This is a genomic window from Bacillus sp. FSL P4-0290 (genome assembly GCF_037975435.1).
GTDB lineage: Bacteria > Bacillota > Bacilli > Bacillales > Bacillaceae > Bacillus > Bacillus subtilis.
Genome location: NZ_CP150253.1, coordinates 3,717,303 through 3,742,906, shown reverse-complemented (window position 1 = coordinate 3,742,906; position 25,604 = coordinate 3,717,303). Strand labels below are relative to the sequence as shown.

General features: G+C 44.0%; 26 protein-coding genes and 3 pseudogenes. 22 read left to right on the top strand and 7 right to left on the bottom strand.

Annotated elements, in window-relative coordinates:
* Nucleotides 1–61 precede the first annotated feature (61 nt).
* Together pucI and MKY10_RS19565 are read left to right on the top strand one after the other, a co-directional pair.
* The gene (gene pucI / locus MKY10_RS19570; protein ID WP_003243156.1) at nucleotides 62–1,534 is read left to right on the top strand and encodes an allantoin permease; all 1,473 of its coding nucleotides are present in this window, start codon (nucleotides 62–64) and stop codon (nucleotides 1,532–1,534) included.
* A 105-nt stretch (nucleotides 1,535–1,639) separates the two neighbouring features.
* On the top strand, nucleotides 1,640–3,046 hold the full coding sequence (locus MKY10_RS19565; protein ID WP_339225985.1) for a right-handed parallel beta-helix repeat-containing protein: 1,407 nt from the start codon (nucleotides 1,640–1,642) through the stop codon (nucleotides 3,044–3,046).
* Nucleotides 3,047–3,128: 82 nt separating this feature from the next.
* On the opposite strand, the gene MKY10_RS19560 is transcribed toward MKY10_RS19565, so the two are convergent.
* Both MKY10_RS19560 and MKY10_RS19555 read right to left on the bottom strand, forming a co-directional pair.
* Nucleotides 3,129–4,319, bottom strand: coding sequence for an MFS transporter (locus tag MKY10_RS19560; protein WP_003227769.1), 1,191 nt, complete (start codon nucleotides 4,317–4,319; stop codon nucleotides 3,129–3,131).
* Between the two features lie 21 nt (nucleotides 4,320–4,340).
* Entirely contained in the window at nucleotides 4,341–4,754 is a 414-nt protein-coding gene (locus MKY10_RS19555; protein WP_003227771.1) for a MarR family transcriptional regulator, read from the bottom strand.
* 224 nt (nucleotides 4,755–4,978) lie between these two features.
* Here MKY10_RS19555 and MKY10_RS19550 point away from each other — a divergent pair, with 224 nt between their 5' ends.
* From MKY10_RS19550 to flhP, 5 genes are all read left to right on the top strand, one after another.
* On the top strand, nucleotides 4,979–5,089 hold the full coding sequence (locus MKY10_RS19550) for a protein usd (protein WP_010886628.1): 111 nt from the start codon (nucleotides 4,979–4,981) through the stop codon (nucleotides 5,087–5,089).
* Between the two features lie 14 nt (nucleotides 5,090–5,103).
* Nucleotides 5,104–5,385 (top strand): sporulation transcriptional regulator SpoIIID, encoded by a 282-nt coding sequence (spoIIID, locus tag MKY10_RS19545; RefSeq protein ID WP_003221804.1) that lies wholly within the window; start codon nucleotides 5,104–5,106, stop codon nucleotides 5,383–5,385.
* 165 nt (nucleotides 5,386–5,550) lie between these two features.
* Nucleotides 5,551–6,552 carry a cell shape-determining protein Mbl gene (gene mbl / locus MKY10_RS19540; RefSeq protein WP_003227776.1) on the top strand — a complete coding sequence of 334 codons (1,002 nt, stop codon included), beginning with the start codon at nucleotides 5,551–5,553 and terminating at the stop codon, nucleotides 6,550–6,552.
* Between the two features lie 163 nt (nucleotides 6,553–6,715).
* The gene (gene flhO / locus MKY10_RS19535; RefSeq protein ID WP_048654786.1) at nucleotides 6,716–7,528 is read left to right on the top strand and encodes a flagellar hook-basal body complex protein FlhO; all 813 of its coding nucleotides are present in this window, start codon (nucleotides 6,716–6,718) and stop codon (nucleotides 7,526–7,528) included.
* A 32-nt stretch (nucleotides 7,529–7,560) separates the two neighbouring features.
* Nucleotides 7,561–8,370, top strand: a complete 810-nt coding sequence (flhP, locus tag MKY10_RS19530; RefSeq protein ID WP_014478212.1) for a flagellar hook-basal body complex protein FlhP — start codon at nucleotides 7,561–7,563, stop codon at nucleotides 8,368–8,370.
* 22 nt (nucleotides 8,371–8,392) lie between these two features.
* Here flhP and rapD read toward each other — a convergent pair whose 3' ends face one another.
* The gene (gene rapD, locus MKY10_RS19525; protein WP_029726041.1) at nucleotides 8,393–9,457 is read right to left on the bottom strand and encodes an aspartate phosphatase RapD; all 1,065 of its coding nucleotides are present in this window, start codon (nucleotides 9,455–9,457) and stop codon (nucleotides 8,393–8,395) included.
* Between the two features lie 191 nt (nucleotides 9,458–9,648).
* Between rapD and fabZ the strand changes: the two genes are divergently transcribed.
* Both fabZ and mscL read left to right on the top strand, forming a co-directional pair.
* A complete protein-coding gene (gene fabZ / locus MKY10_RS19520; RefSeq protein WP_003221796.1) occupies nucleotides 9,649–10,074 on the top strand; it encodes a 3-hydroxyacyl-ACP dehydratase FabZ in 426 nt (141 codons plus the stop codon).
* Nucleotides 10,075–10,146: 72 nt separating this feature from the next.
* Nucleotides 10,147–10,542: a large conductance mechanosensitive channel protein MscL gene (mscL, locus tag MKY10_RS19515; RefSeq protein WP_021445844.1), complete on the top strand. Its 396-nt coding sequence runs from the start codon at nucleotides 10,147–10,149 to the stop codon at nucleotides 10,540–10,542.
* Nucleotides 10,543–10,589: 47 nt separating this feature from the next.
* Here the strand turns inward: mscL and MKY10_RS19510 are convergent.
* Nucleotides 10,590–11,425, bottom strand: a pseudogene (locus MKY10_RS19510) (histidine kinase).
* Here MKY10_RS19510 and MKY10_RS19505 point away from each other — a divergent pair.
* Together MKY10_RS19505 and MKY10_RS19500 are read left to right on the top strand one after the other, a co-directional pair.
* Complete coding sequence (locus MKY10_RS19505) at nucleotides 11,309–11,686, top strand: prealbumin-like fold domain-containing protein (RefSeq protein WP_116758329.1); 378 nt, start codon at nucleotides 11,309–11,311, stop codon at nucleotides 11,684–11,686. The pseudogene MKY10_RS19510 and the gene MKY10_RS19505 overlap by 117 nt on opposite strands.
* Nucleotides 11,673–12,065 (top strand): annotated as a pseudogene (locus MKY10_RS19500) (class A sortase); the annotation flags it as partial. The gene MKY10_RS19505 and the pseudogene MKY10_RS19500, both read left to right, overlap by 14 nt.
* Before the next feature lie 139 nt (nucleotides 12,066–12,204).
* On the opposite strand, the gene MKY10_RS19495 reads toward MKY10_RS19500, so the two are convergent.
* Nucleotides 12,205–12,615 (bottom strand): YwpF-like family protein, encoded by a 411-nt coding sequence (locus tag MKY10_RS19495; protein WP_014481144.1) that lies wholly within the window; start codon nucleotides 12,613–12,615, stop codon nucleotides 12,205–12,207.
* A 174-nt stretch (nucleotides 12,616–12,789) separates the two neighbouring features.
* On the opposite strand from MKY10_RS19495, the gene ywpG reads away from it, so the two are divergent.
* From ywpG to ywpJ, 4 genes are all read left to right on the top strand, one after another.
* Nucleotides 12,790–13,173, top strand: a complete 384-nt coding sequence (gene ywpG / locus MKY10_RS19490) for a DynA interaction protein YwpG (protein WP_015714843.1) — start codon at nucleotides 12,790–12,792, stop codon at nucleotides 13,171–13,173.
* Nucleotides 13,174–13,249: 76 nt separating this feature from the next.
* Nucleotides 13,250–13,591 (top strand): single-stranded DNA-binding protein SsbB, encoded by a 342-nt coding sequence (ssbB, locus tag MKY10_RS19485; RefSeq protein ID WP_003227798.1) that lies wholly within the window; start codon nucleotides 13,250–13,252, stop codon nucleotides 13,589–13,591.
* 223 nt (nucleotides 13,592–13,814) lie between these two features.
* Nucleotides 13,815–14,591, top strand: a complete 777-nt coding sequence (glcR, locus tag MKY10_RS19480) for a transcriptional regulator GlcR (RefSeq protein ID WP_003244075.1) — start codon at nucleotides 13,815–13,817, stop codon at nucleotides 14,589–14,591.
* A 5-nt stretch (nucleotides 14,592–14,596) separates the two neighbouring features.
* Nucleotides 14,597–15,454, top strand: a complete 858-nt coding sequence (ywpJ, locus tag MKY10_RS19475) for a phosphatase YwpJ (protein WP_038427970.1) — start codon at nucleotides 14,597–14,599, stop codon at nucleotides 15,452–15,454.
* 127 nt (nucleotides 15,455–15,581) lie between these two features.
* Here the strand turns inward: ywpJ and MKY10_RS19470 are convergent, their stop codons facing one another.
* Both MKY10_RS19470 and MKY10_RS19465 read right to left on the bottom strand, forming a co-directional pair.
* A complete protein-coding gene (locus tag MKY10_RS19470; protein WP_038427969.1) occupies nucleotides 15,582–18,350 on the bottom strand; it encodes a DEAD/DEAH box helicase in 2,769 nt (922 codons plus the stop codon).
* Complete coding sequence (locus tag MKY10_RS19465) at nucleotides 18,337–19,947, bottom strand: SWIM zinc finger family protein (protein WP_339225984.1); 1,611 nt, start codon at nucleotides 19,945–19,947, stop codon at nucleotides 18,337–18,339. Before MKY10_RS19465 ends, MKY10_RS19470 begins: the two co-directional genes overlap by 14 nt.
* A gap of 203 nt (nucleotides 19,948–20,150) precedes the next feature.
* Between MKY10_RS19465 and MKY10_RS19460 the strand changes: the two genes are divergently transcribed.
* From MKY10_RS19460 to MKY10_RS19430, 7 genes and pseudogenes are all read left to right on the top strand, one after another.
* Nucleotides 20,151–20,294: a hypothetical protein gene (locus MKY10_RS19460; protein WP_003242876.1), complete on the top strand. Its 144-nt coding sequence runs from the start codon at nucleotides 20,151–20,153 to the stop codon at nucleotides 20,292–20,294.
* 233 nt (nucleotides 20,295–20,527) lie between these two features.
* Nucleotides 20,528–21,274 carry a protein-tyrosine kinase activator TkmA gene (gene tkmA / locus MKY10_RS19455; RefSeq protein WP_003227811.1) on the top strand — a complete coding sequence of 249 codons (747 nt, stop codon included), beginning with the start codon at nucleotides 20,528–20,530 and terminating at the stop codon, nucleotides 21,272–21,274.
* Nucleotides 21,264–21,980 (top strand): tyrosine-protein kinase PtkA, encoded by a 717-nt coding sequence (gene ptkA / locus MKY10_RS19450; RefSeq protein ID WP_041519554.1) that lies wholly within the window; start codon nucleotides 21,264–21,266, stop codon nucleotides 21,978–21,980. Before tkmA ends, ptkA begins: the two co-directional genes overlap by 11 nt.
* Before the next feature lie 48 nt (nucleotides 21,981–22,028).
* The gene (locus MKY10_RS19445; protein WP_153529909.1) at nucleotides 22,029–22,793 is read left to right on the top strand and encodes a tyrosine-protein phosphatase; all 765 of its coding nucleotides are present in this window, start codon (nucleotides 22,029–22,031) and stop codon (nucleotides 22,791–22,793) included.
* A gap of 194 nt (nucleotides 22,794–22,987) precedes the next feature.
* Nucleotides 22,988–24,310 carry a UDP-glucose 6-dehydrogenase UglF gene (gene uglF, locus MKY10_RS19440; RefSeq protein ID WP_339225983.1) on the top strand — a complete coding sequence of 441 codons (1,323 nt, stop codon included), beginning with the start codon at nucleotides 22,988–22,990 and terminating at the stop codon, nucleotides 24,308–24,310.
* A gap of 203 nt (nucleotides 24,311–24,513) precedes the next feature.
* Nucleotides 24,514–25,299 (top strand): YwqG family protein, encoded by a 786-nt coding sequence (locus MKY10_RS19435; protein WP_046160937.1) that lies wholly within the window; start codon nucleotides 24,514–24,516, stop codon nucleotides 25,297–25,299.
* Nucleotides 25,300–25,348: 49 nt separating this feature from the next.
* A pseudogene (locus MKY10_RS19430) lies at nucleotides 25,349–25,456 on the top strand (hypothetical protein); the annotation flags it as partial.
* Nucleotides 25,457–25,604: the final 148 nt, after the last annotated feature.

Genomic DNA, 25,604 nt, shown 5'->3' with positions numbered 1-25,604 from the left:
CATCTAATGTCAAAAAACATAACGTGATGACATATAGACAATATGGAAAGGGGAGCCGGCTATGAAATTAAAAGAGAGTCAGCAGCAATCCAACAGGCTGAGCAATGAAGATCTGGTGCCTTTGGGACAGGAAAAACGGACGTGGAAAGCAATGAACTTTGCCTCCATTTGGATGGGATGTATACATAACATACCGACCTACGCGACCGTGGGAGGATTAATTGCGATCGGCCTTTCGCCTTGGCAGGTGCTGGCGATCATTATTACGGCATCACTTATCCTATTTGGCGCTCTTGCCTTAAACGGCCATGCGGGGACAAAATACGGGCTGCCGTTTCCCGTGATCATTCGGGCTTCTTACGGGATATACGGCGCGAATATCCCCGCGCTTCTAAGGGCGTTTACAGCTATCATGTGGCTTGGCATCCAGACCTTTGCGGGTAGCACGGCACTGAACATTTTGCTTTTGAATATGTGGCCAGGCTGGGGAGAAATTGGCGGCGAGTGGAACATTCTCGGCATTCACTTGTCCGGTTTGCTTTCCTTTGTATTCTTTTGGGCCATTCATTTACTCGTATTGCATCACGGCATGGAGTCGATTAAACGTTTTGAGGTGTGGGCAGGGCCTTTAGTGTATCTGGTATTTGGCGGCATGGTATGGTGGGCCGTTGATATTGCCGGAGGATTGGGCCCGATATACTCTCAACCAGGAAAGTTTCATACGTTTTCAGAAACATTCTGGCCGTTTGCTGCCGGAGTTACTGGCATCATCGGCATCTGGGCGACATTGATCTTAAATATACCTGATTTTACACGGTTTGCTGAAACACAAAAAGAGCAAATCAAAGGACAATTTTACGGCTTGCCGGGAACGTTTGCGCTGTTCGCATTCGCAAGTATTACGGTGACCTCCGGCTCGCAGGTCGCGTTCGGAGAGCCGATTTGGGATGTTGTCGATATTTTGGCGCGGTTTGATAACCCTTATGTCATCGTCTTGTCCGTGATCACGCTCTGCATCGCTACGATCTCTGTAAATGTCGCGGCGAACATCGTATCGCCCGCTTATGATATAGCGAATGCCCTGCCGAAATATATCAATTTCAAACGTGGCAGCTTTATCACAGCGTTGCTCGCTTTATTTACGGTTCCATGGAAGCTGATGGAGAGCGCGACAAGCGTTTATGCGTTTCTTGGCTTAATAGGCGGCATGCTTGGACCGGTGGCAGGCGTGATGATGGCCGACTATTTTATCATTCGCAAACGTGAGCTCTCGGTAGATGACCTGTATTCCGAAACAGGACGGTATGTGTATTGGAAGGGCTACAATTACCGTGCGTTTGCAGCCACAATGTTAGGAGCGCTGATTTCGCTGATTGGCATGTATGTTCCTGTATTGAAGAGCTTATACGATATTTCTTGGTTTGTAGGTGTGCTGATTTCCTTTCTTTTCTACATTGTTCTGATGCGTGTTCACCCGCCTGCATCATTGGCAATTGAAACAGTTGAACATGCGCAGGTCCGCCAGGCTGAATAAGATCTATTTAGACGGTATATTTTCATATTTTTGAAATGGTTTTCCATAAATAGAACATTTATAATGGTTTTAGAAATCTATTCTAAAACGAAATGGGAATCGAAAATGAGAAAATGGTATTTTATTCTTTTGGCGGGTGTTTTAACGTCTGTCATCCTCGCTTTCGTTTATGATAAGACAAAAGCGAATGAGGAAGGATCTGGGGATTATCTGTATGTTTCGCCAAATGGCAGTGATCAAAATGAAGGAACAAAAGAAAAGCCGTTTCGTACATTGGCACACGCATCTGAGAAGGCTGCTGCCGGCACAACTGTCATGATTCGGGAGGGCACGTATCATGAGACCCTTGATGTAAAGCACAGCGGTACGGACGGAAAGCCTGTCACATTCCGAAACTATGAAAATGAAAACGTCGTGATTAGCGGTGAATCCGTTGCGAACGCTGAATATGAAACACCGCTTATTCGTATTCACGATAAACATGACATTGCCATCAGCGGTTTAACAATTCAAGATCTTTCTGTTTCATCTGAGGAAGCAACTGCTATAGGGATTTATGTATCAGGGTCCAGCAGTCATATCGCCATTAAGGATAATCACATCCGGGGGATTAAGACAACAGTGGATGAAGGAAATGCTCACGGAATCGCAGTTTATGGGACTGGCAGCATGAAAGACATCCGAATCGAGGACAATACAGTTGAGAAACTGACGCTTGGAGCGAGTGAAGCAGTTGTGCTGAACGGTAATATCGACGGCTTCACAGTTGCAGGCAATGTGGTCCGCAACAATAATAACATCGGGATTGATCTAATTGGTTATGAGGGAACCGCGGATAAAAACGATTACGTGCGAAACGGAGTCGTAGAAAACAATACAGTTTATCAAAACTCGACTTACGGCAATCCTGCTTATGGAGATGAATACTCAGCGGGCGGGATTTATGTCGATGGAGGACACGATATCGAAATTAAGAACAACACAGTTTACGATAACGATATTGGGATTGAAGCAACGTCTGAACACAAAGGAAAGTATGCAAATGCCATTCAGATCACAGACAACAAAGTGTACAACAATGCGTACACCGGTATTTCAATCGGAGGATATGACAAAAAGCGGGGCGGCACCAGCAATTCTCTGATTGCCCGCAATATTATGTACCGGAATGACACAAAGGGACTGTATGGCGGACAGCTGCTGCTGCAGTACGATACGAAAAACAACACAATTGAAAAGAATATATTGACGGCTGGTGATTCCAGATTATTTATCGGAAACGATTTTACAGAAAATGAAGGAAATACGGTCAATCATAACGTGTACCACAAGGAAGCGGATCAAGACGGCATATGGATGTGGAAAAAGAAAGAATATGATTCATTTTCTTCGTATCGAAAAGCAACAAAAAACGATCAGCAATCCATATATGCCGATCCGATGTTTCGTGATGAAGCGTCCTATGATTTTTCGTTAGATCCTGATTCACCTGCGCGGCCTGTCATTGAATAATTGCTATAAGCGGCGTTCTCTTAGAGAGCGCCGTTTTTTATATGTAAAAAAGACTGCCGGGGATTTCCCGGCAGCCTGAAATTTATTCTGCAATAGACACTTTTCCTTCAGCCTCTGCAGGTTTTTTCTGGCTCCACGTGTAGAGAAGCAGAGCAATTAAAACGAACAGCCCCGCTGTTAAATAAATGGCAGAGAAGCCGGCAGATGCTACAAACAATCCGAATACATACGATCCTACAGCAATTCCGCTGTCAAAGAAGGTAAAGAACGTTGCCGTTGCAAAACCGGAGCGGTGAGCCGGAGATTTCTGAATCGCCAATGTTTGCATGCAAGGAACGATTGATCCGTAGCCAAGACCGATAACCGCCCCTGAAAGCAGAAGCATTAAGCCGCTATGTGTGAAGGACAGCATGCAGAGTCCAACAGAGAAAATCAGGATTGATGGGTAAATGACAATGCCCGGTCCGACTTTGTCGAACAATTTCCCTGTGAACGGGCGTGCAATCATCATTGTCACCGCAAAGCAAACAAAGAAATATCCGCTGATATCCGAAAGGTCAACTGATTTGGCGAATACAGACAGATATGATGTGACTGTTGAATAACAGAAAGAAATAAACAAACCGACCGTCGCAATTTTGAGTGCGCCCTTTTCAAACATATCCGAGAACGCAAAACGGAATACAGTCGTACCGCTGTCCTTACTTTGCGGCACTTTTATCAAGAACGAAACAAGTAAGCCCGCAACCATAAACAGCGCAAAGGCTGTAAAGAATACAGGAAAGCTTACCACTCTCATCAAATTCAGACCAAGGAAAGGTCCGATCGCCATTGCGAGGTTCATAGACATGGCAAAGTATCCAAGCCCTTCACCGCGCCGTTTGGCTGGAATAATATCAGCGGCAATTGCACCTGTAACAGTCGTTAAAATGCTGAACCAAATTCCTTGGAAGAACCGCAATCCGAGCAGCAGGGAAAAGTTATGAATCGGCATATACAGAAAAGATGATAGGGCGAAGAGCGCCATTGATACAATCGCCATTCTTTTCTTCCCGAAACGCTCAACGATGGCTCCGGAGAAAGGCCGTGTAATGATCGCAGACAGAAGGAACAGGCTGATTAAAAGCCCACCTTGTGATTCTGTGCCGCCAAGCTCTTGCAGCGTATAGATCGGCAATACAGTTAAAAATGTATAAAAGAACACAAACACAAATAAATTGACAAGCAGGACCATAATAAAATCCTTGGTCCATATCGCATCCGCTTTTTTCAAATGTATGTCACTTCCTTATTTTCATTGTTGTAAAAACATGCGGAATAAATGAGAAAAAGCTTCTTTATCTTCATCTCGGAAATCTGCAAGCAGCTCTTCCTCGAATTTCAGCATTTTCACATTGATTTCTTCGTATTTTTTCTCGGCTTCTTTTGTGAGGACAACAAGTTTTTCCCGTTTGTCTTCACCTTGCCGTCTCTGAACCCAGCCGTTCTCCTCCAGGCGTTTGATCGTCCGAGTCACAGTCGGCGCTTCCACATTTAAATAGGACCAAATCTCTTTTTGAGTCATTGGTCCGATCGTACGCAAACAATATAAAACTGACCATTGAGATGAATAAAGGCCGAATGGCTCTAGCTGTTCATTGGCTTTCTTGGCAATCAGGCGGGCGCTTTGGTTGATTTGATGAATGAGGTGTCTGTTGACGTAGGACATGTCGGTCTCCTTCTAAAAAACTTACCTAAGTAACTAATTGCTTATTTCATTTTACAGGAGCGATCAATAGTTGTAAAGATGAAAATTTAGTGACGCGAAATAGTTTGCTGAATCTGAAAAAGTTCGTTTCACCCCTTGTCCTTATTGAGTTTTTAGCATATTCCCAAAAGAATGCTAATACACTGTTACAAACCTAACAAAGAGAGTGTTTGAGGTGAGGGATCGTGGGCATATTTCACAAACTTACTTTTAAAACCATACAACGAAGAAGCGGCATAATGAACGACTCTTTACAGAATACGGATCTCATTTCACACTTCTCACATCCATTTTAGGGAGGTCGAGTGGTGTGCACGATTACATCAAAGAGCGAACAATCAAGATAGGGAAGTACATCGTGGAGACAAAGAAAACCGTTCGTGTCATTGCGAAGGAATTTGGTGTTTCCAAAAGTACAGTACACAAGGATTTAACAGAGCGTCTGCCTGAAATTAACCCCGACTTGGCAAACGAAGTGAAAGAAATACTCGATTATCATAAATCCATCAGGCATTTAAGAGGAGGAGAAGCGACAAAGCTCAAATATAAAAAAGATGAAATTCTCGAAGGAGAGCCTGTTCAGCAATCGTAATCACCTGGCATTGCCTTCTTGAAATCGTTCATAAAACATCCGCAAAAATTTGTAAAGAACTTATTGTGCTTCCAACTTTTTTTCTATATTTTATGATAATATATATAATTAGGGCACAATGTGGATATTTACTGTGAAACAGATTTTCAAGGAGGATATAAATAGATGTTTGCAAGGGATATTGGTATTGACCTCGGTACTGCAAATGTACTGATCCATGTTAAAGGTAAAGGAATTGTTCTGAATGAACCTTCCGTTGTTGCACTTGATAAAAACAGCGGCAAAGTGCTGGCGGTTGGCGAAGAGGCAAGACGAATGGTTGGACGTACACCTGGGAATATTGTTGCGATTCGCCCGCTGAAAGACGGAGTTATTGCTGACTTTGAAGTAACAGAAGCAATGCTGAAACATTTTATTAACAAGCTGAATGTAAAAGGCCTGTTCTCAAAGCCGCGCATGCTCATTTGCTGCCCGACGAATATTACATCCGTTGAGCAAAAAGCAATTAAAGAAGCTGCAGAAAAAAGCGGCGGGAAACATGTGTACCTTGAAGAAGAACCTAAAGTTGCCGCTATCGGCGCGGGTATGGAAATATTCCAGCCAAGCGGTAACATGGTTGTAGACATCGGAGGCGGGACGACGGATATCGCGGTTATTTCAATGGGCGATATTGTCACCTCCTCTTCTATTAAAATGGCTGGGGACAAGTTTGACATGGAAATCTTAAATTATATCAAACGCGAGTACAAGCTGCTGATCGGTGAACGTACTGCGGAGGATATTAAGATTAAAGTCGCAACTGTTTTCCCAGACGCACGTCACGAGGAAATTTCCATTCGCGGACGGGACATGGTTTCCGGTCTTCCAAGAACAATTACAGTAAACAGTAAAGAAGTTGAAGAAGCCCTTCGTGAATCTGTCGCTGTTATTGTTCAGGCTGCGAAACAAGTGCTCGAAAGAACACCGCCTGAACTTTCTGCTGATATTATTGACCGCGGCGTTATTATTACCGGCGGAGGCGCGCTCTTAAACGGCCTTGACCAGCTGCTTGCTGAAGAGCTGAAGGTACCGGTCCTCGTTGCTGAAAATCCTATGGATTGCGTAGCCATCGGCACAGGTGTCATGCTTGATAATATGGACAAGCTTCCTAAACGCAAACTAAGCTGATTTCACAAACCTCATTCTGCAAAAAGAATGAGGTTTTTTTATGAAAAAGCCTTCACGAAAAGATGTTAAATGACGATAATAGGATAAAATACTGAGTTTTTATTATAGAACGAATGTTCCTATATGACAACTGGAAAAAATGCCATTTTTAGAGGTGGGAAATTTGTTAAAAGGATTATATACAGCAACATCCGCTATGATTGCCCAGCAGCGAAGAACGGAAATGCTTTCAAATAATATTGCTAACGCAAATACATCAGGATATAAAGCTGATCAAGGCTCGATGCGCGCGTTCCCTGAGATGCTGCTCAGCAGAATAGAATCAAAATCTCCGGCCGGGACATCGAGGACGGAAATCGGTTCCGTGAATACCGGAGTATATATGCAAGAGCTTAAGCCTCTCTTTACACAGGGAAGCCTGAAGTCCACAGACCAGCCTACAGACATTGCATTGGTTGAAAATCAAGTTCCGATGAATGCGGAAACCAATGAAAAAGCTGCTCTTTTTTATCCTGTTCAAACAGCGGATGGAATCCGTTATTCAAAAAGCAGCACATTTTCACTAAACGAGAACAACCAGCTGACGATCAACGGACGCCCTATTTTATCGACGGATCGCCAGCCAATCACTGTTGATAATGAGAATTTCACTGTGTCTGAAAACGGTACTGTGACAACGAACGGACGCACAGCCGGCCAGATTGATGTCAGAATGGCGGAAGATGTCCGCACTCTCAAACGGGACGGAAATGATTTGTACAGCACGGCGGACGGTAATGATCTGCCAAGCGCAGCCGGAAATAATCAGGTATCCTATTCATTAAAACAAGGCGTCTCAGAGCTTTCAAACGTGGATGTGACAAGCGCCTATACAGAAATGACTGAAGCATACAGATCGTTTGAGGCGAATCAGAAGGTTATTCAGGCTTACGATAAAAGTATGGATAAAGCAGCAAATGAAATTGGAAAAATTTAAGATAACGGAAGAAAAAACGGGGGACATCAACTATGCTCAGGTCAATGCTAACGGCATCAACAACCTTAAACCAGCTGCAGCAGCAGATTGACACAATCAGCAGCAACCTTTCAAACAGCAACACAACCGGCTATAAGGCAAAAGATACGAATTTTTCTGAGCTTGTCAGACAGCAATTCGATCAGGTTGATGAAAAAAACGAGGAAGTGGCAAAAGCCCGAAAAACGCCGCCCGGCTTGCGCCTTGGCGTCGGAGCGATGATGAATTCACGCCTGGTCTCTGATCAAGGAAGCATTCAGAAGACCGATCGCGATCTGGATATCGCATTTACGTCTCCATACCAGTATCTTCAGGTAAATGTAAATGGAAACCGCCAGTATACGAGGGACGGGGCGCTGTATGTAACGCCGTCCGCTGCGAATGCCAACCAGCTGCAGCTCGTCACTGGAAATGGGTATCCCGTACTTGATGAGAACGGCAATACAGTGAACATCGACAGCTCAATGAAGAATATCACCATCAATAAGAACGGCACCTTAACCGCATCTGATGGAAACGCGGTTCAGCGGTTTAATCTTGGCGTTGTCCAAGTGAATAACCCTCAAGAGCTGAAATCGGAAGGGAATAACCTTTTCTCTATTGATAATGCGGCAGCTTTTGAAGAGCTAAACGGCGCTAATAGACAAAACATCGGCATGCAGCAGGGCTCACTTGAGATGTCCAATGTCGATATTTCAGAACAAATGACAGATTTGATCACGTCCCAGCGTTCATATCAGCTGAACAGCAGAACGATCACAATGGGAGATCAAATGCTCGGTTTAATCAATTCAGTCAGATAATAAGAAAATGGGCGTTTTTCAATCAGCCGCGCATGATAAAAAAAGCGGCTTTTTCGAAATCGTCCTTTTTTTTGTAGTATTCCGTAATATCTTCTAACAGCACTTCTAAATCCACCCACGCCTCGATTTTTTCTAATTCAAGCACATATTCGAGCAGCTGGTCATAAGGGTCTTCGGCTGATGTGTAGAGGGCTTCAAGCGTTTTTAATTTTAAATAAATGGTTTGAATGTCTACCTTTTCAGATAATTCTTTTCCTTTTTGAAGGACGGCTTTAGCTTCTGTGATGTTCCCTGTTTTAAAAAGCGCTCTGACAGACTCGTACACACAATGAAGATATGAGACTGGTGAATTCATTTCAAATTCTTGATTCTTTAATACTTTCCTAAAGTAAAGAAGCGCTTCCTGGTCTTTTTTCTCGGTCGCTTTTAAAAAGCCAAGGTTATAATAAGCATGGCATAGCAGGTTTTCGTCATGTAGTTGCTGGGTTTTCTTAATGATTTCTTTGAAAAGCTGTTCAGCTTTTTCATAGCGTTCTTGATCAATATAATTCACGGCGAGCAAAAGTTTACAGGTGATTACCTTTTTGATATAGCCGAATTGGTGCAAATAGATGTGTAATGCTTTTTTGACGTATTGGATGGAAAGCGGCGGTGATTTCATCAAGTAATAGGCGCCGGCGGTTTGATAATATAAATCAGCGGCTTCAAACGTATTTTGAATGGCGGCCAGGTACTGTTCAGCTTTTTTAAAATGATGTACTGCATGTTTCGGAGCTGTTTTTACCATCTCATATAACCCAGAGAAAAAATACAGATAATATTTCAATTCATCATCCATTTTGTCTTCCAGGCCATATAGGTCATCGAACAATGAATCGAGTCCGTTCTGGTTTTCAAAAAGCAGCTGATGGCGGGCCTGAAACAATTGATAACGCATCCAAAGTTTTGTGTTCTTTTTGATCTTTGGAAGGTGCTGATCAATTTTCTCTTTCAGTGTGCAAACGTGATTCATTTTGCGTTTGCTCATTGCGGAATACCACTCGTCTAACATGTTTAGCATTCTTTTTTCAATAAACTTCGAAATCATTTTCCTACCTCTTTGCTATTGGTAAAATCTATAATTATCATATCATAACTTTTGACGGCTCTCATTGACAGTTGGTTACATTTTAGCGCGGTTGAAAAAGAGATTAATTCATAATATACTTTTCAAATGTACAGATTGGATCTTTGATGATTGCTATACATACTAATGCAGATGAAGGAGATGTCAAGACAATGCTTGATACTCAGCAAATTAAAGAAATTATTCCTCACCGTTATCCGTTTTTGCTTGTGGATCGGATTACGGAAGTTGAAGAGGGCAAACGGGCAAAAGGCTATAAAAATGTAACCGCTAATGAAGAGTTCTTTAACGGACATTTTCCTCAGTACCCGGTTATGCCCGGCGTATTAATCGTAGAAGCACTCGCTCAAGTCGGAGCTGTTGCGATGTTGATTAAAGAAGAAAACCGCGGCAGACTGGCTTTTTTTGCAGGCATTGATAACTGCCGCTTTAAAAAACAAGTCAAGCCTGGTGACCAGCTTCACCTTGAGGTTGAAATCATTCGTGCCCGCGGCACAATCGGGCGCGGAAAAGGCGTTGCCACAGTTGATGGCGAAGTCGTTTGCGAAGTAGAACTGACTTTTGCCCTCGGAGAATAATTGAAAAAAGGCAGATGGCCAGCGGCACATTTGTCTTTTTTTCTTTACAAATATAGAAAAGCAGGTGATTGTATGTGGAATGAATTTAAAGCCTTTGCCATGCGGGGGAATATCGTAGACCTTGCGATTGGTGTTGTGATAGGCGGCGCTTTCGGAAAGATCGTCACATCTCTAGTAAATGATATCATTATGCCTTTGGTCGGTTTGCTGCTGGGAGGGCTTGACTTTTCAGGCCTGTCGTTTACGTTTGGCGATGCTGTAGTGAAGTATGGCAGCTTTATACAGACGATTGTGAACTTCTTAATTATATCGTTCTCCATTTTTATCGTCATTCGGACTTTGAATGGGTTAAGGCGCAAAAAAGAAGCAGCAGAAGAAGAGGCTGCGGAGGAAGCGGTGGATGCGCAGGAGGAGCTGCTGAAAGAAATCAGAGACCTGCTGAAGCAGCAAGCAAAGTCGCCGGAATAAAAAAGATGCCGTTATAAACGGCGTCTTTTTTTTATCTCAATTTTCGTTTAGGTTCGTTCTATGTCCTTCAGTCCCGCGGGGCTTTCTGTTGTTTCAGCGAGATGAATGAGCATTGAGACAGAGGTGCCTGCATCCGGAGTGCTGATGATCATCAACTCGCTTCCGCAAAAATGTTTCAGCCGCTGATTGATATTTTTCAACCCGACGCTGCGATCGAAATCCGCAGATAAGAGATCTTTTTGTTTTTCCGGAGGCATCCCCGCACCGTTATCCTCTACTTTGATGTGATACTCATTTTTGCTTTGTTTTTTAGCTGTCAGTTTGATCCATCCTCCGCCTCTTTTCTTGCTGACACCGTGAAGAACGGCATTTTCCACCAAGGGCTGAATCATTAAAGGCGGAAGGATAAAGTCAATGTCTTCATCTATATCGAAAAGAACCTCAAGCCGATTACCGAATCGCGTCTTTCTATAGAAAGATAGGAATTGATAATCGAAAGCTCATGTCTGAAGGAACTGATGGCTGATGTATTTTGAAAGTCAAAACTCATTCTTAAATAGTTGGTAAATTCCTCTGTTACCTCCCGGGCCTTTTCAATATCCAAATGAGTGAGAGAAATAATCGTGTTTAATACATTATAAAGAAAATGAGGCTTGATTTGCGACTGGAGAAACGCCATTTCCATTCTTGTGGCTTGATTTGCTGTATGTTTCATCATGATCAGGTTTTGAATACGCGCCATAAATTCAGAGTAATGATAAGGTTTTTGCAAAATGTCATTCGCTCCGGCATGAAAAGCCTTGTATTTGTCATGGCCGATAATGGCAGCTGTAATGATCAGAACCGGAAGATCCACCATGCTGAATCGTTCGCGAATTTTCATACAGACTTCGAAACCAGTCATATCCGGCATCATAAAGTCACAGCTTCAGGCCTTGCACCGGGACAATACGCTTTTGTTGAAACGAAAGCGCCAGCCGGTTATGTGCTGAACACTGAGAAAATAGAGTTTGAGATTTCTGATTCCTCTGAAGGAAAGCCTGAAGCTACAGATGCCGGGATCGCCATTAAAGCATTCCAGTCAAGTGGAGAACGTCGAAAGCACGTGATTCACTTCACAATCAAGGCGGCGGATAACAATTAAAAGTGTCGATCTGGAGCTTCCGATCGTAAAAGGCACAACCAATGAAAATCTTTTGATAGGGGCGGCAACAATGCGCCCGGATCAAAAAATGGGTGAGGGAAATTATCCGTTGGCGGGCCATCATTTGAAGCAAAAGAATCTTCTGTTCGGACCTCTGGAAAACATAAAAACAGGTGCCCAAATTGTCATCACGGATTTTAAAAAGGATTATATCTATTCTGTAACATCTAAAGACATCATATCGGAAATGGATGCAGATGTAATTCGTGAGACAAACAGAAAAGAGATTACGTTAATCACATGTGACAAGGCGGTCAAAACTGAAGGGCGCCTTGTTGTGAAAGGGGAATTGGTTGATTCTTTTGGCCATACAAATTAAATATGCAAGAGTGAAAGCACGAAAAGAAAAGCTGCCGTTCAAAACGGCAGCTTTTTTCATGCAGAACATATCTATTCTAAATGTCTATTGTGATGCTCTTCGGTTCTGTGTCTGTTTTGGGGAACATGCCCCCTCATATTTATAACTTTTGTTTAAATGCCTCAATGAGTTTTGTTCCTGTATAGCCCTCTTTTACAAGGGACTCGAGAATGGTTTCAGTGCCCTGCTGTTTTCTTGTGACCATTTGTCCATAGAGTAAAACCTGGATGCTTTCTTCCAGCTTGACGATATTTTTCACTGCTGCTGTCAGCTGGGCGGGGCGATTGCTTTTTTTCGTGATCGTTACAAATACTTTGGCTTCAGATTGGCTGTTTAGAAGCTGTTCAAAAAAAGACAGATGTTCTTTCTGTACAAGCGCCTCAATCAGCCAGTGATTTTCACCGTCTTCTTTATTTATAATCAGTCCGTCAATAAGGGGAAACTGTTCGATTGATTGTTCTTCCTTGTCCACTCGTTCCACATTCAGGTCAACCAGTTTAAAGGTTTTCATTTCTTCTCACCCCGATTACTTCCAAAGTTTTCTTGCCTTCCATTATAACATAAACGTTTTCGAGGAAAAAATCCTGCAATGCTGGGGCTAAAGAATTTTGTATGAGCGAAACATTTAATAATTTCTATTTTTTCATTATACTGTAACTGACTATGGATTACGGAGAGATGTGGTATGAATCAATTTCGTTTAAAAGAAATTTATATTGACGGCGCTCCTTCTGAAAGCCATTTGATTCAAAAGGAAGTAACATATATGTTAAGCCGTAAAGAAGTGTTTGAGGTTCATCTGAACAAAAAAGGAAGAATAAGTTTTTTATACGAAACACAAGATGGCATGGAGCAGTATAAAATCAAGCTGTCAATGCCGGAAAAAAAATTGAGCTTTCAGTGGTTTGCGTGGGATGGCTCTTCCTATGTGCGCATGAATACGCAAAACTGGCTGACAAAGCAAATCTTTTTCTGTTTTTTAAAAAGTACATATTTCTTCAAAGGAAAAAAGCAAAAGATGTTTTTAGCTGAAGGAAAAATGAAAACGAAAGATAAAAACAGAGGCTGAAAGCCATTTTTAAGCGTTTTTCTTTTCTTGTTGCATCATTTACAATACATACAACCGCAAGGAGAGGAGGAATCGCATGTTCAATCAGGTCATGCTTGTCGGACGTCTTACAAAAGATCCTGATCTTCGCTACACTTCCGCCGGTGCGGCAGTTGCACATGTTACGCTCGCGGTGAACCGCAGCTTCAAGAATGCTTCAGGTGAAATCGAAGCTGATTACGTCAATTGCACACTTTGGAGAAAAACAGCTGAAAACACGGCGTTGTATTGCCAAAAAGGTTCTCTCGTCGGCGTAAGCGGACGGATTCAGACAAGAAGCTATGAAAACGAGGAAGGCGTTAACGTGTATGTAACAGAAGTGTTGGCTGACACTGTTCGTTTTATGGACCCTAAACCCCGGGAAAAAGCTGCTGATTGACACCCCTGCTCCTCCCGTTATCTATCCATTCACTATTATCCGGATCTTCGCATCATCCCCTCAAAATTGACCAGTCGACCAGACTGGTTCTTTCTTTTTGCCTACTTAGGAAAAATTGGTTCTCTCGACGCATTTTTACTTAAAATCACTTATTAATGTTGAATAAAATCAAATAAAAACTTATAATTACTTATAAATGATTGCTGAGAAAAGGAATGAGGGCGTGTACCAAGAAGAAAGATTAGTAGCGATTTTGGATTTTTTAAAACAGCATAACCGAATTACAACGGAGCAGATCTGTACGCTCCTGCAAGTGTCAAGGGATACAGCGCGACGAGATCTTGTGAAACTTGAGGAACAGAATGCCATCATCCGCACAAGAGGCGGCGCCATTTTACCGACTGTGCATCAGAAAATTCAAAGCTATTCCGGCCGCCTGAAAACAGTGTCTGAGGAAAAAAATAAGATCGGCAGGCTTGCAGCATCGCTTATTCATGATGGAGACCGGGTGATTTTAGACGCCTCTACAACTGTTCAGGCATGTGCAAAGCATTTGAATGCGGTTGATTGTACGGTAATCACCAATTCGATTAATCTTGCGGATGTGCTGTCCGATAAAGAGGGAATTGAAATTTATCTGCTGGGAGGCAAGCTGGAAAAGGAGCACCGCTTTCTGTACGGGTCCTCTGTGATTGAAAAGCTCTCAAGCTACCATGTTGATAAAGCGCTGATTGGTGTGGTCGGTATTTCCGAACATGGCATTACAATTGCGCATGAAGAGGATGGCATGGTGAAGCGGAAAATGATACAGCAGGCAAAGCAGGTCATCGCGCTTGCAGATCATTCGAAGCTGGGCAGCACCAGTTTTTATCAGTATGCGGAGCTGAATGAAATCGACCTTTTGATTACAGACAGGCTGCCGAATCAGGCATTTTGTGACTTGCTTGACCGAAACGGCGTTGAGCTTCTCGTGACAGAGCAGGATGAAGGAAAGGACTGACAAACGTGAAATTAATTGCGATTGATTTAGATGGAACCTTACTCAACAGCAAGCATCAGGTAAGCTTGGAAAATGAAAACGCACTGCGGCAGGCGCAGCTGGACGGCATTGAAGTGGTGGTGTCAACTGGGCGCGCTCATTTTGACGTCATGTCAATCTTTGAACCGCTGGGGATCAAAACATGGGTGATCAGTGCAAACGGCGCCGTCATTCACGATCCCGACGGCAGGCTTTATCATCACGAAACGATTGATACGAAACGGGCGTATGACATTCTCTCATGGCTTGAGTCGGAAAACTATTATTATGAGGTATTCACAGGTTCAGCGATTTATACGCCTCAAAACGGCAGAGAACTTCTTGATGTTGAGCTGGACAGATTTAGAAGCGCAAACCCGGAAACAGATCTTTCTGTCCTTAAGCAGGCGGCCGAGGTGCAATACAGCCAATCGGGCTTTGCTTACATTAACTCTTTTCAAGAGCTGTTTGAAGCCGATCAGCCAATCGATTTTTACAATATTCTCGGCTTTTCTTTCTTCAAAGAAAAGCTTGAGGCAGGCTGGAAAAGATATGAGCATGCCGAAGATTTGACGCTTGTCAGTTCGGCTGAGCACAACTTTGAGCTTTCTTCCCGCAAAGCTTCCAAGGGGCAGGCGCTGAAGAGGCTTGCAAAACAGCTGAATATTCCGCTCGAGGAAACCGCTGCTGTAGGTGACAGTTTAAATGACAAATCGATGCTGGAGGCTGCGGGAAAAGGTGTAGCGATGGGCAATGCCCGGGAAGACATCAAATCGATAGCCGATGCTGTCACCTTAACCAATGACGAACATGGTGTCGCACATATGATGAAACATTTGCTGTAGGTATATGTGCTGCTCCAAAAGCGCATCCTGTTGATATAACCGGCGTAACGGATTTTTTGGAGATTCGGCGTGACGGCTATGAACGGAAAAAAGCTGGCTCTATCAGAGCCAGCTTTTTTAGTCATGATCATTGCGCTGTAGCGCTTAATGTAAACAGTTCTTCAAGCTCCTGTGTGGAAAGCTCGGTAATCCAGTTTTCACTTTGGATAATTTGATCGTTCAGGGTTTGCTTGGATTCAAGCATGACATCAATTTTTTCTTCGATTGTTCCCGTCGTAATCATTTTATGAACGTGGACAAAGCGCTCCTGGCCTATGCGGTATGCACGGTCAGTCGCTTGATTTTCAACCGCCGGGTTCCACCATCTGTCATAATGGATGACGTGATTGGCGGCGGTCAAATTAAGTCCGGTGCCTCCAGCTTTGAGTGAAAGAATCAGTGTCGGATATTCTTTCCTTTGAAATTTCTCAACGAGTGTATCCCGCTCTTGCTTGGAGAGACTCCCATTTAAAAATTGCACAGGTTCCCCGAACGTTTTTTCAAGCAGCCGCTTCATCATGTTCCCCATCTGAATGTATTGCGTGAAAATCAGGCAGCTTTCGTTTTGGGAGCGGATCGCTGTCATCAGTTCCAGCAATTTTTCGAGCTTGACTGATCTGCCGGCCAGCAGCTCGGTTTGCTCTTCCTTTAAATAAAGCGCGGGATGATCGCATATTTGCTTGAGCCGTCCAAGCATGCTGAGGATCAGCGCTTTTCGCTGCATGCCGGTCAGGGATGTCATATGGTCAAAAGTGTCTTTGACGAGCTGCTCATAAAGGGATGCCTGCTCGGCTGACAGAGGGATAAATTCTTTTTCTTCCAGCTTCTCAGGAAGATTAAGCGCGACCTCTTCATCCCGTTTCGTCCGGCGGAGAAGGAATGGCCGGATTAATTGCTGAAGCTGTCCGATTCTCTTTTCGTCCCGGTCTTTTTCGATCGGCAGCACATAGCGTTTATGGAAGCCGGTCAAACTGCCGAGGTAGCCTTTATTCATGAAGTCAAAAATAGACCACAGCTCAGTCAGTCGGTTTTCCATCGGCGTGCCGCTCAGCGCGATATGGTGAAGCCCCTTCAGCTTCCTGATTGCGCGTGATTGCTTCGTATGCGCGTTTTTAATATTTTGCGCTTCATCAAGGCAGATCGTGTTCCATGTCACAGAAGTAAGCTCTTCAGTATCGGCATGTGACAGACCGTATGAAGTGAGCACCACGTCTGCGTTTTCATAATGCGCGGCGAAATCATCACCCTTTGGCCGGCGCGGCCCATAATGGAGCGCGACAGACAGATCAGGGGCAAAGGTTTGAAGCTCCCGCTGCCAGTTGCCAAGTACGGATGTCGGCGCAATAATCAAATGAGGCGTTTTTTGCCGGCCGCTTTCCTTCACGTGAAGGAAATAGGCGATCATTTGAATCGTTTTCCCAAGCCCCATATCGTCAGCCAGACAGGCGCCAAAACCGCTTTCCCGCAGAAACAGCAGCCAGTTCATGCCGTATTTCTGATAAGGGCGGAGCGTTCCTTTGAAAGAAGGACTGACTTCGTGCTCCGGCAGGTTTTCCGCGGCAGTGAGCTTTCGAATCAGTGACCTGAGCTGTTTAGACAGATCAAACTGAATGCCTGCGAAAGCGGATGTATCAATCAGATCCGAATCCTCAAGTCCGCCATCCTGCTGATCCATTAGCTCACGCGCCAGAATATCAGACATGTGGAGTCCCTCTGATTCTGCTTTTTCCATCAGGCGTTTCATCTGTTTGATAAACTGCGGATCGATTTTAACCCATTGCCCGCGGATATTAACAAGGCGCCTGTTGCTGGCGACAAGCTCATTAAATTCAGCCTCAGTCAGTTCAATTCCATTTGTCGCAAACCGCCAGTTGAAATCAAGCAGTGCATTCATGCCGACAAATGACTCGCCGCGCGGGGAAGACGACACCTTTGCTTTCAGCATCATGTTGCTGTCTCTGACAATCTGCCACCAGGACGGCAGGAGGATTTCTACCCCCATATCGACAAGCGTCTCACTTGCTTCTGACAGGAAGATCCAGGCTTCTTCCTCCGAGATCAGCGTTGTCCCGGAATCAAACGACAGCCACGGAACCGTTCTGTGAAAGCGGTCCTGCTCACGCGCGATTTTATCGCTGTACGCCTGCCACGATTTTTTGAGGCTTTTCAGTCCGTCAAAGAATTCTACAGCGCCGCTCTTTTTATCGCGTAAAAACATCTCGATCTTCCATTCGTCTCCGTCAAAGTCCGGTTCATTTAAGCGCAAGCCGACAGTAAATGGAGATTGGTCGTCAATCCAGCCAATGCCTTCCAGAAAATCCTCTTCATCAAGAAAATGGCCGCGGAATGTCGTAACCGCAGGCGATTTCTCCTTGATATGTTCCCATTTCTCCCGCAGGTCATCGTCGTACTGGATGTAATCCTGTACGGCAGCGGAAAACCATTCCGCAGTAAAGCCCTCCAGTATATTATCGCGGTCCTTCCAGCGAAAAACACCGTTTGTCCATGCGTCATAGTCAGGCATAAAATCGCCGTCCGCGATAAATTCGTAGATGGTCGATGCCGCCTCGATCAGCGGCTCCGTTTCTTCTGTAAGCTGCACGGAGCTGAATGAGTTGAACGAGTTTTTGCCGAGAAGCTCTACAGTCATCCATGGAGATAGCAGGACAGCAGTCGTCCCGATGAAGCTGACATCCTCTAGAAAGGTTCCGTAAAATGAGGATTCATGCCATTGGAACAAATGCTTTTTCATATGGCTGTAGGGAAGAGGCTGCTCATTCTCATCAAAGGCTGAGAGCGTAAATGACCCATCTTCCATTTGTTCGACGTGGATGAGAATTTCTTTAAGACTCGCCATCAATCAACTTTCCTTTCTGCAGTTCTTCTTGAAGCGCACGCAGGCGCTTGTAATGCGAGCTCAGCAGCTGAATATACCGCTCCCACACCTTCTGCTTTTTCGCTTTTTTGTACAGGGTGCGCAATTTTTTCAAATACCGGGCGGCTTCCTTGTACGAGCTGCGGTTCTTCTGATCAATGAAAAAAGCCACTTCTCTATGGTAAGCCGGTATAAGCGCCTCAGGGTCGCTCGCTGCAATTTCCTTGAGCATCATTTTATCCATTTCATTGATGGAAAAGCCGACAAGGCTATGAATTTCAATCCACTCGGCATAGCGTTTTTTTTCATATAAATGATGGCTGTATTCTGTGAACGTATACGGCAGACAGCCCGCGGCAAAGCGCTCAAACAGCGCTTGATCATTGGTTTGCTGCACATAGGCATTCAACAGAAGGAACAACTCGCCGATCACATCGCGCATCTCTTTAAACGGCTTATCCAGCTTCGTATAACCCATCGCAATTGGCTCAATTTGCTGGTACCATGTTTTAAGCCGTTTCCAGTCCTTCTTGGCAGTCATTTCACTCAGCCATTGGAACGTATAAGGGAGCGCTTCCGGCGGGAATTGATCCGCTTCCGCAAAAATAACGTCATCATTCTTTTGCAGGAATTCCAAATGCAGGCGCCCGAATTGCAATTCGGGAGAAAAACGCCGTCCTGCTTCTTTTTTCAACATCTCCTGTTCGCGTGCCACCCATTTTGGACGCGACAGCAGCGCACTCCAAATTTCACCGAAGACGCGGATGCGTTCATATTGGAAAATTTCTTCTTTCAACAGCAAAGGTCGGATAACATCCGGTGTTTTATCCAAAAACGGATCAAGCGCAAAAGACAGCGCGTACGTTTTTAATTTATCAATAGAGCTGTAGATTGTATCCATCAGCTGTTCAACGTACGGATTGAGGGAATAAAAATCAAGTTCGGGGTTTAGCTTGCCCGCTTCAATCAATGTGAACATGCGAAGCCAAACCGCAATCGCGGAATGAATCTGATACAGGCTTTTCAGCTCCGGCTTGTTCGGCGCATGTTTTTTTAATGCGGACAGGTAGCCGTAATAGAGGCCCTGCATGTTTTGGCTGCCTTCTGGCGTACGTGCCTGCCAGAGAGAAAACTCTGAATCAAAAAAAGCAAGCCAGCTTGAAAGCGATTCTTCATTAGGCAGCACCTTTTCCTGAAACTGGCGGCGGACGAGCTCTTTGCTTTCCTCCAGCTTTTCCCTCTCCAGCCAATACTCTGTAAAAGTACCCACTCGCTCGAACATTGCATATACATATAAAAACACAGCCAGCATATGGCGGCAGATTCTTCCGGACGGACATGAACAGCCGCTTTTGACTATGACAAACAAGTTCAATGTGACCCGCACAGGTACAACATCCTGCACGTAAGCCGTAACTTCCGTCGGACTCACTGCTTGTAAACGATAGACTGAATCCTGCCGATATAAAATAAGGGCTTTTTTGATCAGCTGAACATTTTCCTCATTGTAAGGAAGAAGTTCTTTTAACTGTTCAGCAGATGCCAGCACATCGTCTTTGGAAATCATATTCTGAAGCATGATTATCGCTCCTAACCGAGTCACGTAATAAAAAGATCCAATTTCTCTATTATATCGCAACACATCGGCCTTAAAAAGTTTTTCCTAAAAAAGGACATAAAAAATGGGATGTGTCGAATGATGTATTAGAGATTGCAAATTGATAACCAGCATCATATAATAATCGTGTTTTCAACTTAATGGAAGCTGAAAGGAAAAAAAAGATGAGTGAAAAGAAATTGAATCAAGAAGAATTTCTGAAAATTTTGATGCATGCACATGAAATTGGTGAGCAGTCATCTGAGATGACGACGAAGGAAATGCTTGAAAATTTGATTTCTCATATTAAAAATGGATATGCAACATAAAAATCCCGCACGCCTTTTGCGGGATTTTTTTATGCGAGGTTACGTGACTGCACGAATAAGAGAAAATGAGACAGCGCTGTCAACACAGTAAATATAGCGCTTACATAAAAAAGAGCAACATTTCGTTTTGTAAAAAAATGTCGAATTATGTCACGTGAAAAGCTGGAGAAATGCGGTTTCAACGTTGTATAATCGTAAATGGAAAAGGATGTTATAAGAGATTTGGAGGTATCATGGGAGAATCTACTAGCTTAAAAGAGATATTATCAACGTTAACAAAACGCATACTTTTGATTATGATTGTAACCGCAGCTGCCACTGCTGCCGGCGGACTCATTAGTTTCTTCGCACTTACACCCATCTATGAAAATTCAACTCAGATTCTGGTCAACCAATCGAAAAATGAACGAAAAGAAGTCCAATTTAACGATGTCCAAACCAATCTTCAGTTAATCAATACGTACAATGTCATCATTAAGAGCCCTGCCATCTTAGATGAAGTCATTAAAGAAATGGGCCTGTCGATGACATCCCAAGAACTGAATGACAAAATTACCGTATCCAGCGAACAGGACTCCCAAGTGGTCAACATATCAGTCAGGGATGAAAACGCGGAAACAGCGGCTCATATTGCCAATACTATAGCATCTGTTTTTCAAGACAAAATCACATCCATTATGAATGTTGACAATGTCAGCATTCTGTCAAAAGCCGAGGTTTCAGAACATCCGTCCCCTGTATCGCCAAAGCCGCTACTAAACATTGCCATCGCGTTTGCGGCCGGATTGGCGGGAAGCATCGGACTGGCCTTCCTGCTTGAGCATTTGGATAATACGATCAAATCGGAAGAGCAGCTCGAATCCTTGCTGGACATACCTGTTTTAGGGACAGTTTCCACCATTGCGAATGAGCAGAAAACAGCAAAGACCTTACAGGGTTTCCAATCTGAAAAAACGGGGAGTGGACATTTTGGCGCTTAGAAAAAGCAGAGACTCGCGGATGCGGAGAAATGTCATTGCAATGACAGAGCCGAAATCCTTGAACTCTGAACAATATCGGACGATTCGCACGAATATAGAATTTGCTTCAGTGGACCGGCAAATGAAATCAGTGATGATTACATCGGCTTGTCCGGGGGAAGGAAAATCAACAACGGCCGCCAATCTGGCTGTCGTATTCGCCCAGCAGGGAAAAAAAGTGCTCCTGATTGATGCTGATTTGCGAAAACCAACAGTACATACGGCCTTTTTTCTTGAAAATACGGTTGGCTTAACATCTGTTTTATTAAAGAAAAGCTCTATGGAGCAGGCTGTACAAGCATCGAATGAAAAACATCTTGACGTGCTGACGAGCGGCCCGATCCCGCCAAACCCGGCCGAGCTTCTCTCCTCGAAGTGGATGAAGGAGCTTGCATACGAAGCGTGTGCGGCATATGATATGGTCATTTTTGATACGCCGCCTATTCTTGCCGTAGCAGATGCACAGATTTTAGGCAACGTGGCAGACGGTTCTGTTCTGGTTATTTCAAGCGGGAAAACAGAAAAAGAACAAGCCGCAAAAGCGAAAGAGGCGCTTGAAACGTGCAAAAGCAAGCTCCTTGGGGCGATTATAAACGGCAAAAAGCTTTCGAAGCACTCTGAATACGGATATTACGGAAACAAGGACAATTTCATGCAAAATAAATAACGTGCATCGTGCCCGTTATTTATTTTTGCGAAAAAAGGGGGCTAGGACATGATCGATATTCACTGTCACATTCTTCCCGCAATGGATGACGGGGCAGGTGATTTGGCTGACAGCATAGAAATGGCAAGAGCCGCTGTTCGTCAGGGAATCCGGACGATCATTGCGACACCTCATCATAACAACGGTGTGTATAAAAACGAGCCAGCCGCAGTCAGAGAAGCAGCAAATCAGTTAAACAAACGTTTAATCAAAGAAGACATTCCTTTACATGTGCTTCCGGGACAGGAAATCAGAATCTACGGCGAGGTGGAACAAGACCTTGCCAAACGGCAGCTGCTTTCGCTGAATAATACAAAATACATCTTGATTGAGTTTCCGTTTGATCACGTTCCCCGATATGCGGAGCAGCTTTTTTATGATTTGCAGCTGAAAGGATATATTCCGGTTATCGCCCATCCTGAACGCAACAGGGAAATTCGCGAAAACCCGTCTTTGCTGTATCATCTTGTGGAAAAAGGAGCAGCATCTCAGATTACTTCAGGAAGTCTTGCGGGGACCTTCGGCAAGCAGCTGAAAGCATTTTCTCTCCGGCTGGTTGAAGCCAATTTGATCCATTTCGTAGCCTCAGATGCCCATAATGTGAAAACGAGAAATTTTCACACCCAAGAGGCTCTTTATGTTCTAGAGAAAGAATTCGGCTCGGAACTTCCTTATATGCTGACGGAAAATGCAGAGCTTCTCCTGCGGAATCAGACCATCTTCAGACAGCCTCCGCAGCCGGTCAAAAGAAGAAAATTGTTTGGTCTTTTTTAACAGCCGATTCTCATTTCACCACTTTCTTTTTGAGAGCGATATAATAGTGTATTGTATGGTTGAATCACATTTCAGAAATCTGTACAGGCTGTACCCGACAGGCTATGCGGGAGATCATTCGCATTCATGATAGGATGTTCTCATACGATATTACGGAAGCTGCAAAGCAGCAATTTAACTGTTGGAGGGAAACAATGAATATAACAGTCATCGGAACAGGCTATGTCGGTCTTGTGACAGGTGTTTCTCTTTCTGAGATTGGACATCATGTAACCTGCATTGATATTGACGCTCACAAGATTGATGAAATGAGAAAGGGCATTTCCCCCATATTTGAACCAGGTCTTGAAGAGCTGATGAGAAAAAATACAGCTGATGGACGGCTGAACTTTGAAACGAGCTATGAGAAAGGCTTGGCACAGGCAGACATCATTTTTATAGCGGTCGGCACACCGCAGAAAAGCGATGGGCACGCCAATCTGGAGCAAATTACAGATGCGGCCAAACGCATCGCAAAGCATGTCAAACGAGATACAGTCGTGGTAACGAAAAGCACAGTGCCCGTTGGGACAAACGATTTGATTAATGGACTGATCACTGAACATCTAGCGGAGCCTGTCAGTATTTCGGTCGCATCCAATCCGGAATTTTTGCGTGAGGGGTCGGCGATCTATGACACCTTTCATGGTGACAGGATCGTGATCGGGACGGCCGATGAGAAAACAGCAAATACGCTGGAGGAGCTCTTCCGTCCGTTTCAAATCCCGATTTACCAAACGGATATCAGAAGCGCCGAGATGATCAAATATGCCTCAAATGCTTTTCTGGCCACTAAGATCAGTTTTATAAACGAAATTTCGAATATATGTGAAAAGGTCGGCGCCGATATTGAAGCAGTCGCGTACGGGATGGGACAGGATAAGCGGATCGGGAGCCAGTTTTTGAAAGCGGGCATAGGCTACGGCGGCTCTTGTTTTCCAAAGGACACAAACGCCCTCGTGCAAATTGCCGGCAATGTCGAGCATGATTTTGAACTGCTGAAATCGGTTATCAAAGTCAACAACAATCAGCAGGCGATGCTGGTTGATAAAGCGCTGAACAGGCTCGGCGGGGTGACGGGAAAAACGATTGCCCTTTTAGGCCTGTCATTTAAACCGAATACCGACGATATGAGAGAAGCGCCGTCAATTGTTATTGCAGACCGTCTCGCTGCGCTCGACGCCCGTATTAGAGCCTACGATCCCATTGCAGTCGGCCATGCAAAGCATGTTCTCCCGCAAGCTGTTGAATATAAAGAGACGATCGAGGAAGCTGTCAAAGGTTCTGACGCCGTCATGATTTTAACCGACTGGGCTGACATTAAACAATTTCCGTTAGCGGCTTATCAGGATTTGATGGAAAAGCCGCTCATTTTTGACGGCAGAAACTGCTACACATTGGATGAGGCTGCGGCTGTAGGAGTGGAGTATTATTCTGTCGGTCGGAAGGCGGTTGTTCCGTCAGGTGCAATTCAATAGATGAAAAAGAAAGGCTGGTTGCGCACCAGTCTTTTTTTCATCTATTGCGGGGTGCTGAATACATTTGCTACTATTTAACTATTGTTTGGAAAATTATGCAGAAGTAGGTCTTCTTTAAACATTCGTTTGAAAAACATTAGAAGAAAACCAGAAAATAAAACCTTCCAAAAATAATTGGAGATGCCGGAAAAGGAGAGAATCTGATGAATCATCTGCCCGAAAAAATGAGACCGTACCGCGACTTGCTGGAGAAATCAGCGAAAGAATACGTGAAACTGAATGTCCGAAAAGGGAAAACAGGACGATATGACAGCAAAATTGCCGGTGATCCCTATTTCCCCAAGCATGAAACATACCCGACTGATGAAAATGGACAGCCGATGAAGCTTCTGGCACAGATTAATTTCTCGCACATTCCCCAGCTTGACGGCTACCCTTCTTCAGGTATCCTGCAGTTCTACATTTCTGTTCATGATGACGTCTATGGATTGAATTTTGACGATCGATGTGAACAAAAGGATTTCAGAGTGATCTATTTTGAAAATATCATAGAAAACGAAGACGAGCTTGTTTCTGATTTTTCATTTATTGGCACAGGCGAATGTGATTTTCCGATTTTATCAGAAGCGGCAGTCGAGCCTGTGAAATCTTCGGAATGGGTGCTGCCTACAGATTTTCAATTTGAGCAGTATACGGGCATGGAAACAATGGAGTTCTTTGGTCAGTTCGGCGAGGATGAAGAAGACATTTATAATGAACTGGCTGAAAACGGATTTGGCCATAAAATCGGCGGATACGCTTCTTTTACCCAGCATGATCCACGGGAATACGCATATAAAGAACACACCATCATGCTTTTACAAATTGATTCAGACGATGATATCGATTCAATGTGGGGAGACGTCGGTATCGCCAATTTTTTCATCACACCTGACGATCTAAGGAAAAAAGACTTTTCAAACGTTCTGTATAACTGGGACTGCAGCTAATACAAGCTTTTGATCCAAAGGGTCAGAAGGGGGGAATAATAGAAGCCAAATGACAAAATCAGACGTGATCGACCTGATGAACAATAAGCTCAGCACGGTAAGAGGCAGGCCAACAAAATCTGCTTCTTTCAAGTGCCTTTATAACTATGACATTAGGTATTTCTATTTGATAAAACGCTTTTATTAGCTGTATAACGAACAAAAACAAGATCAAATACCTACATTCCAAGAGCGTTATATGCCTAAATTAAGCCATTTACCCTATTTAAGCCGCCTTCTGGCTATTTTAAAATATAATATATGGA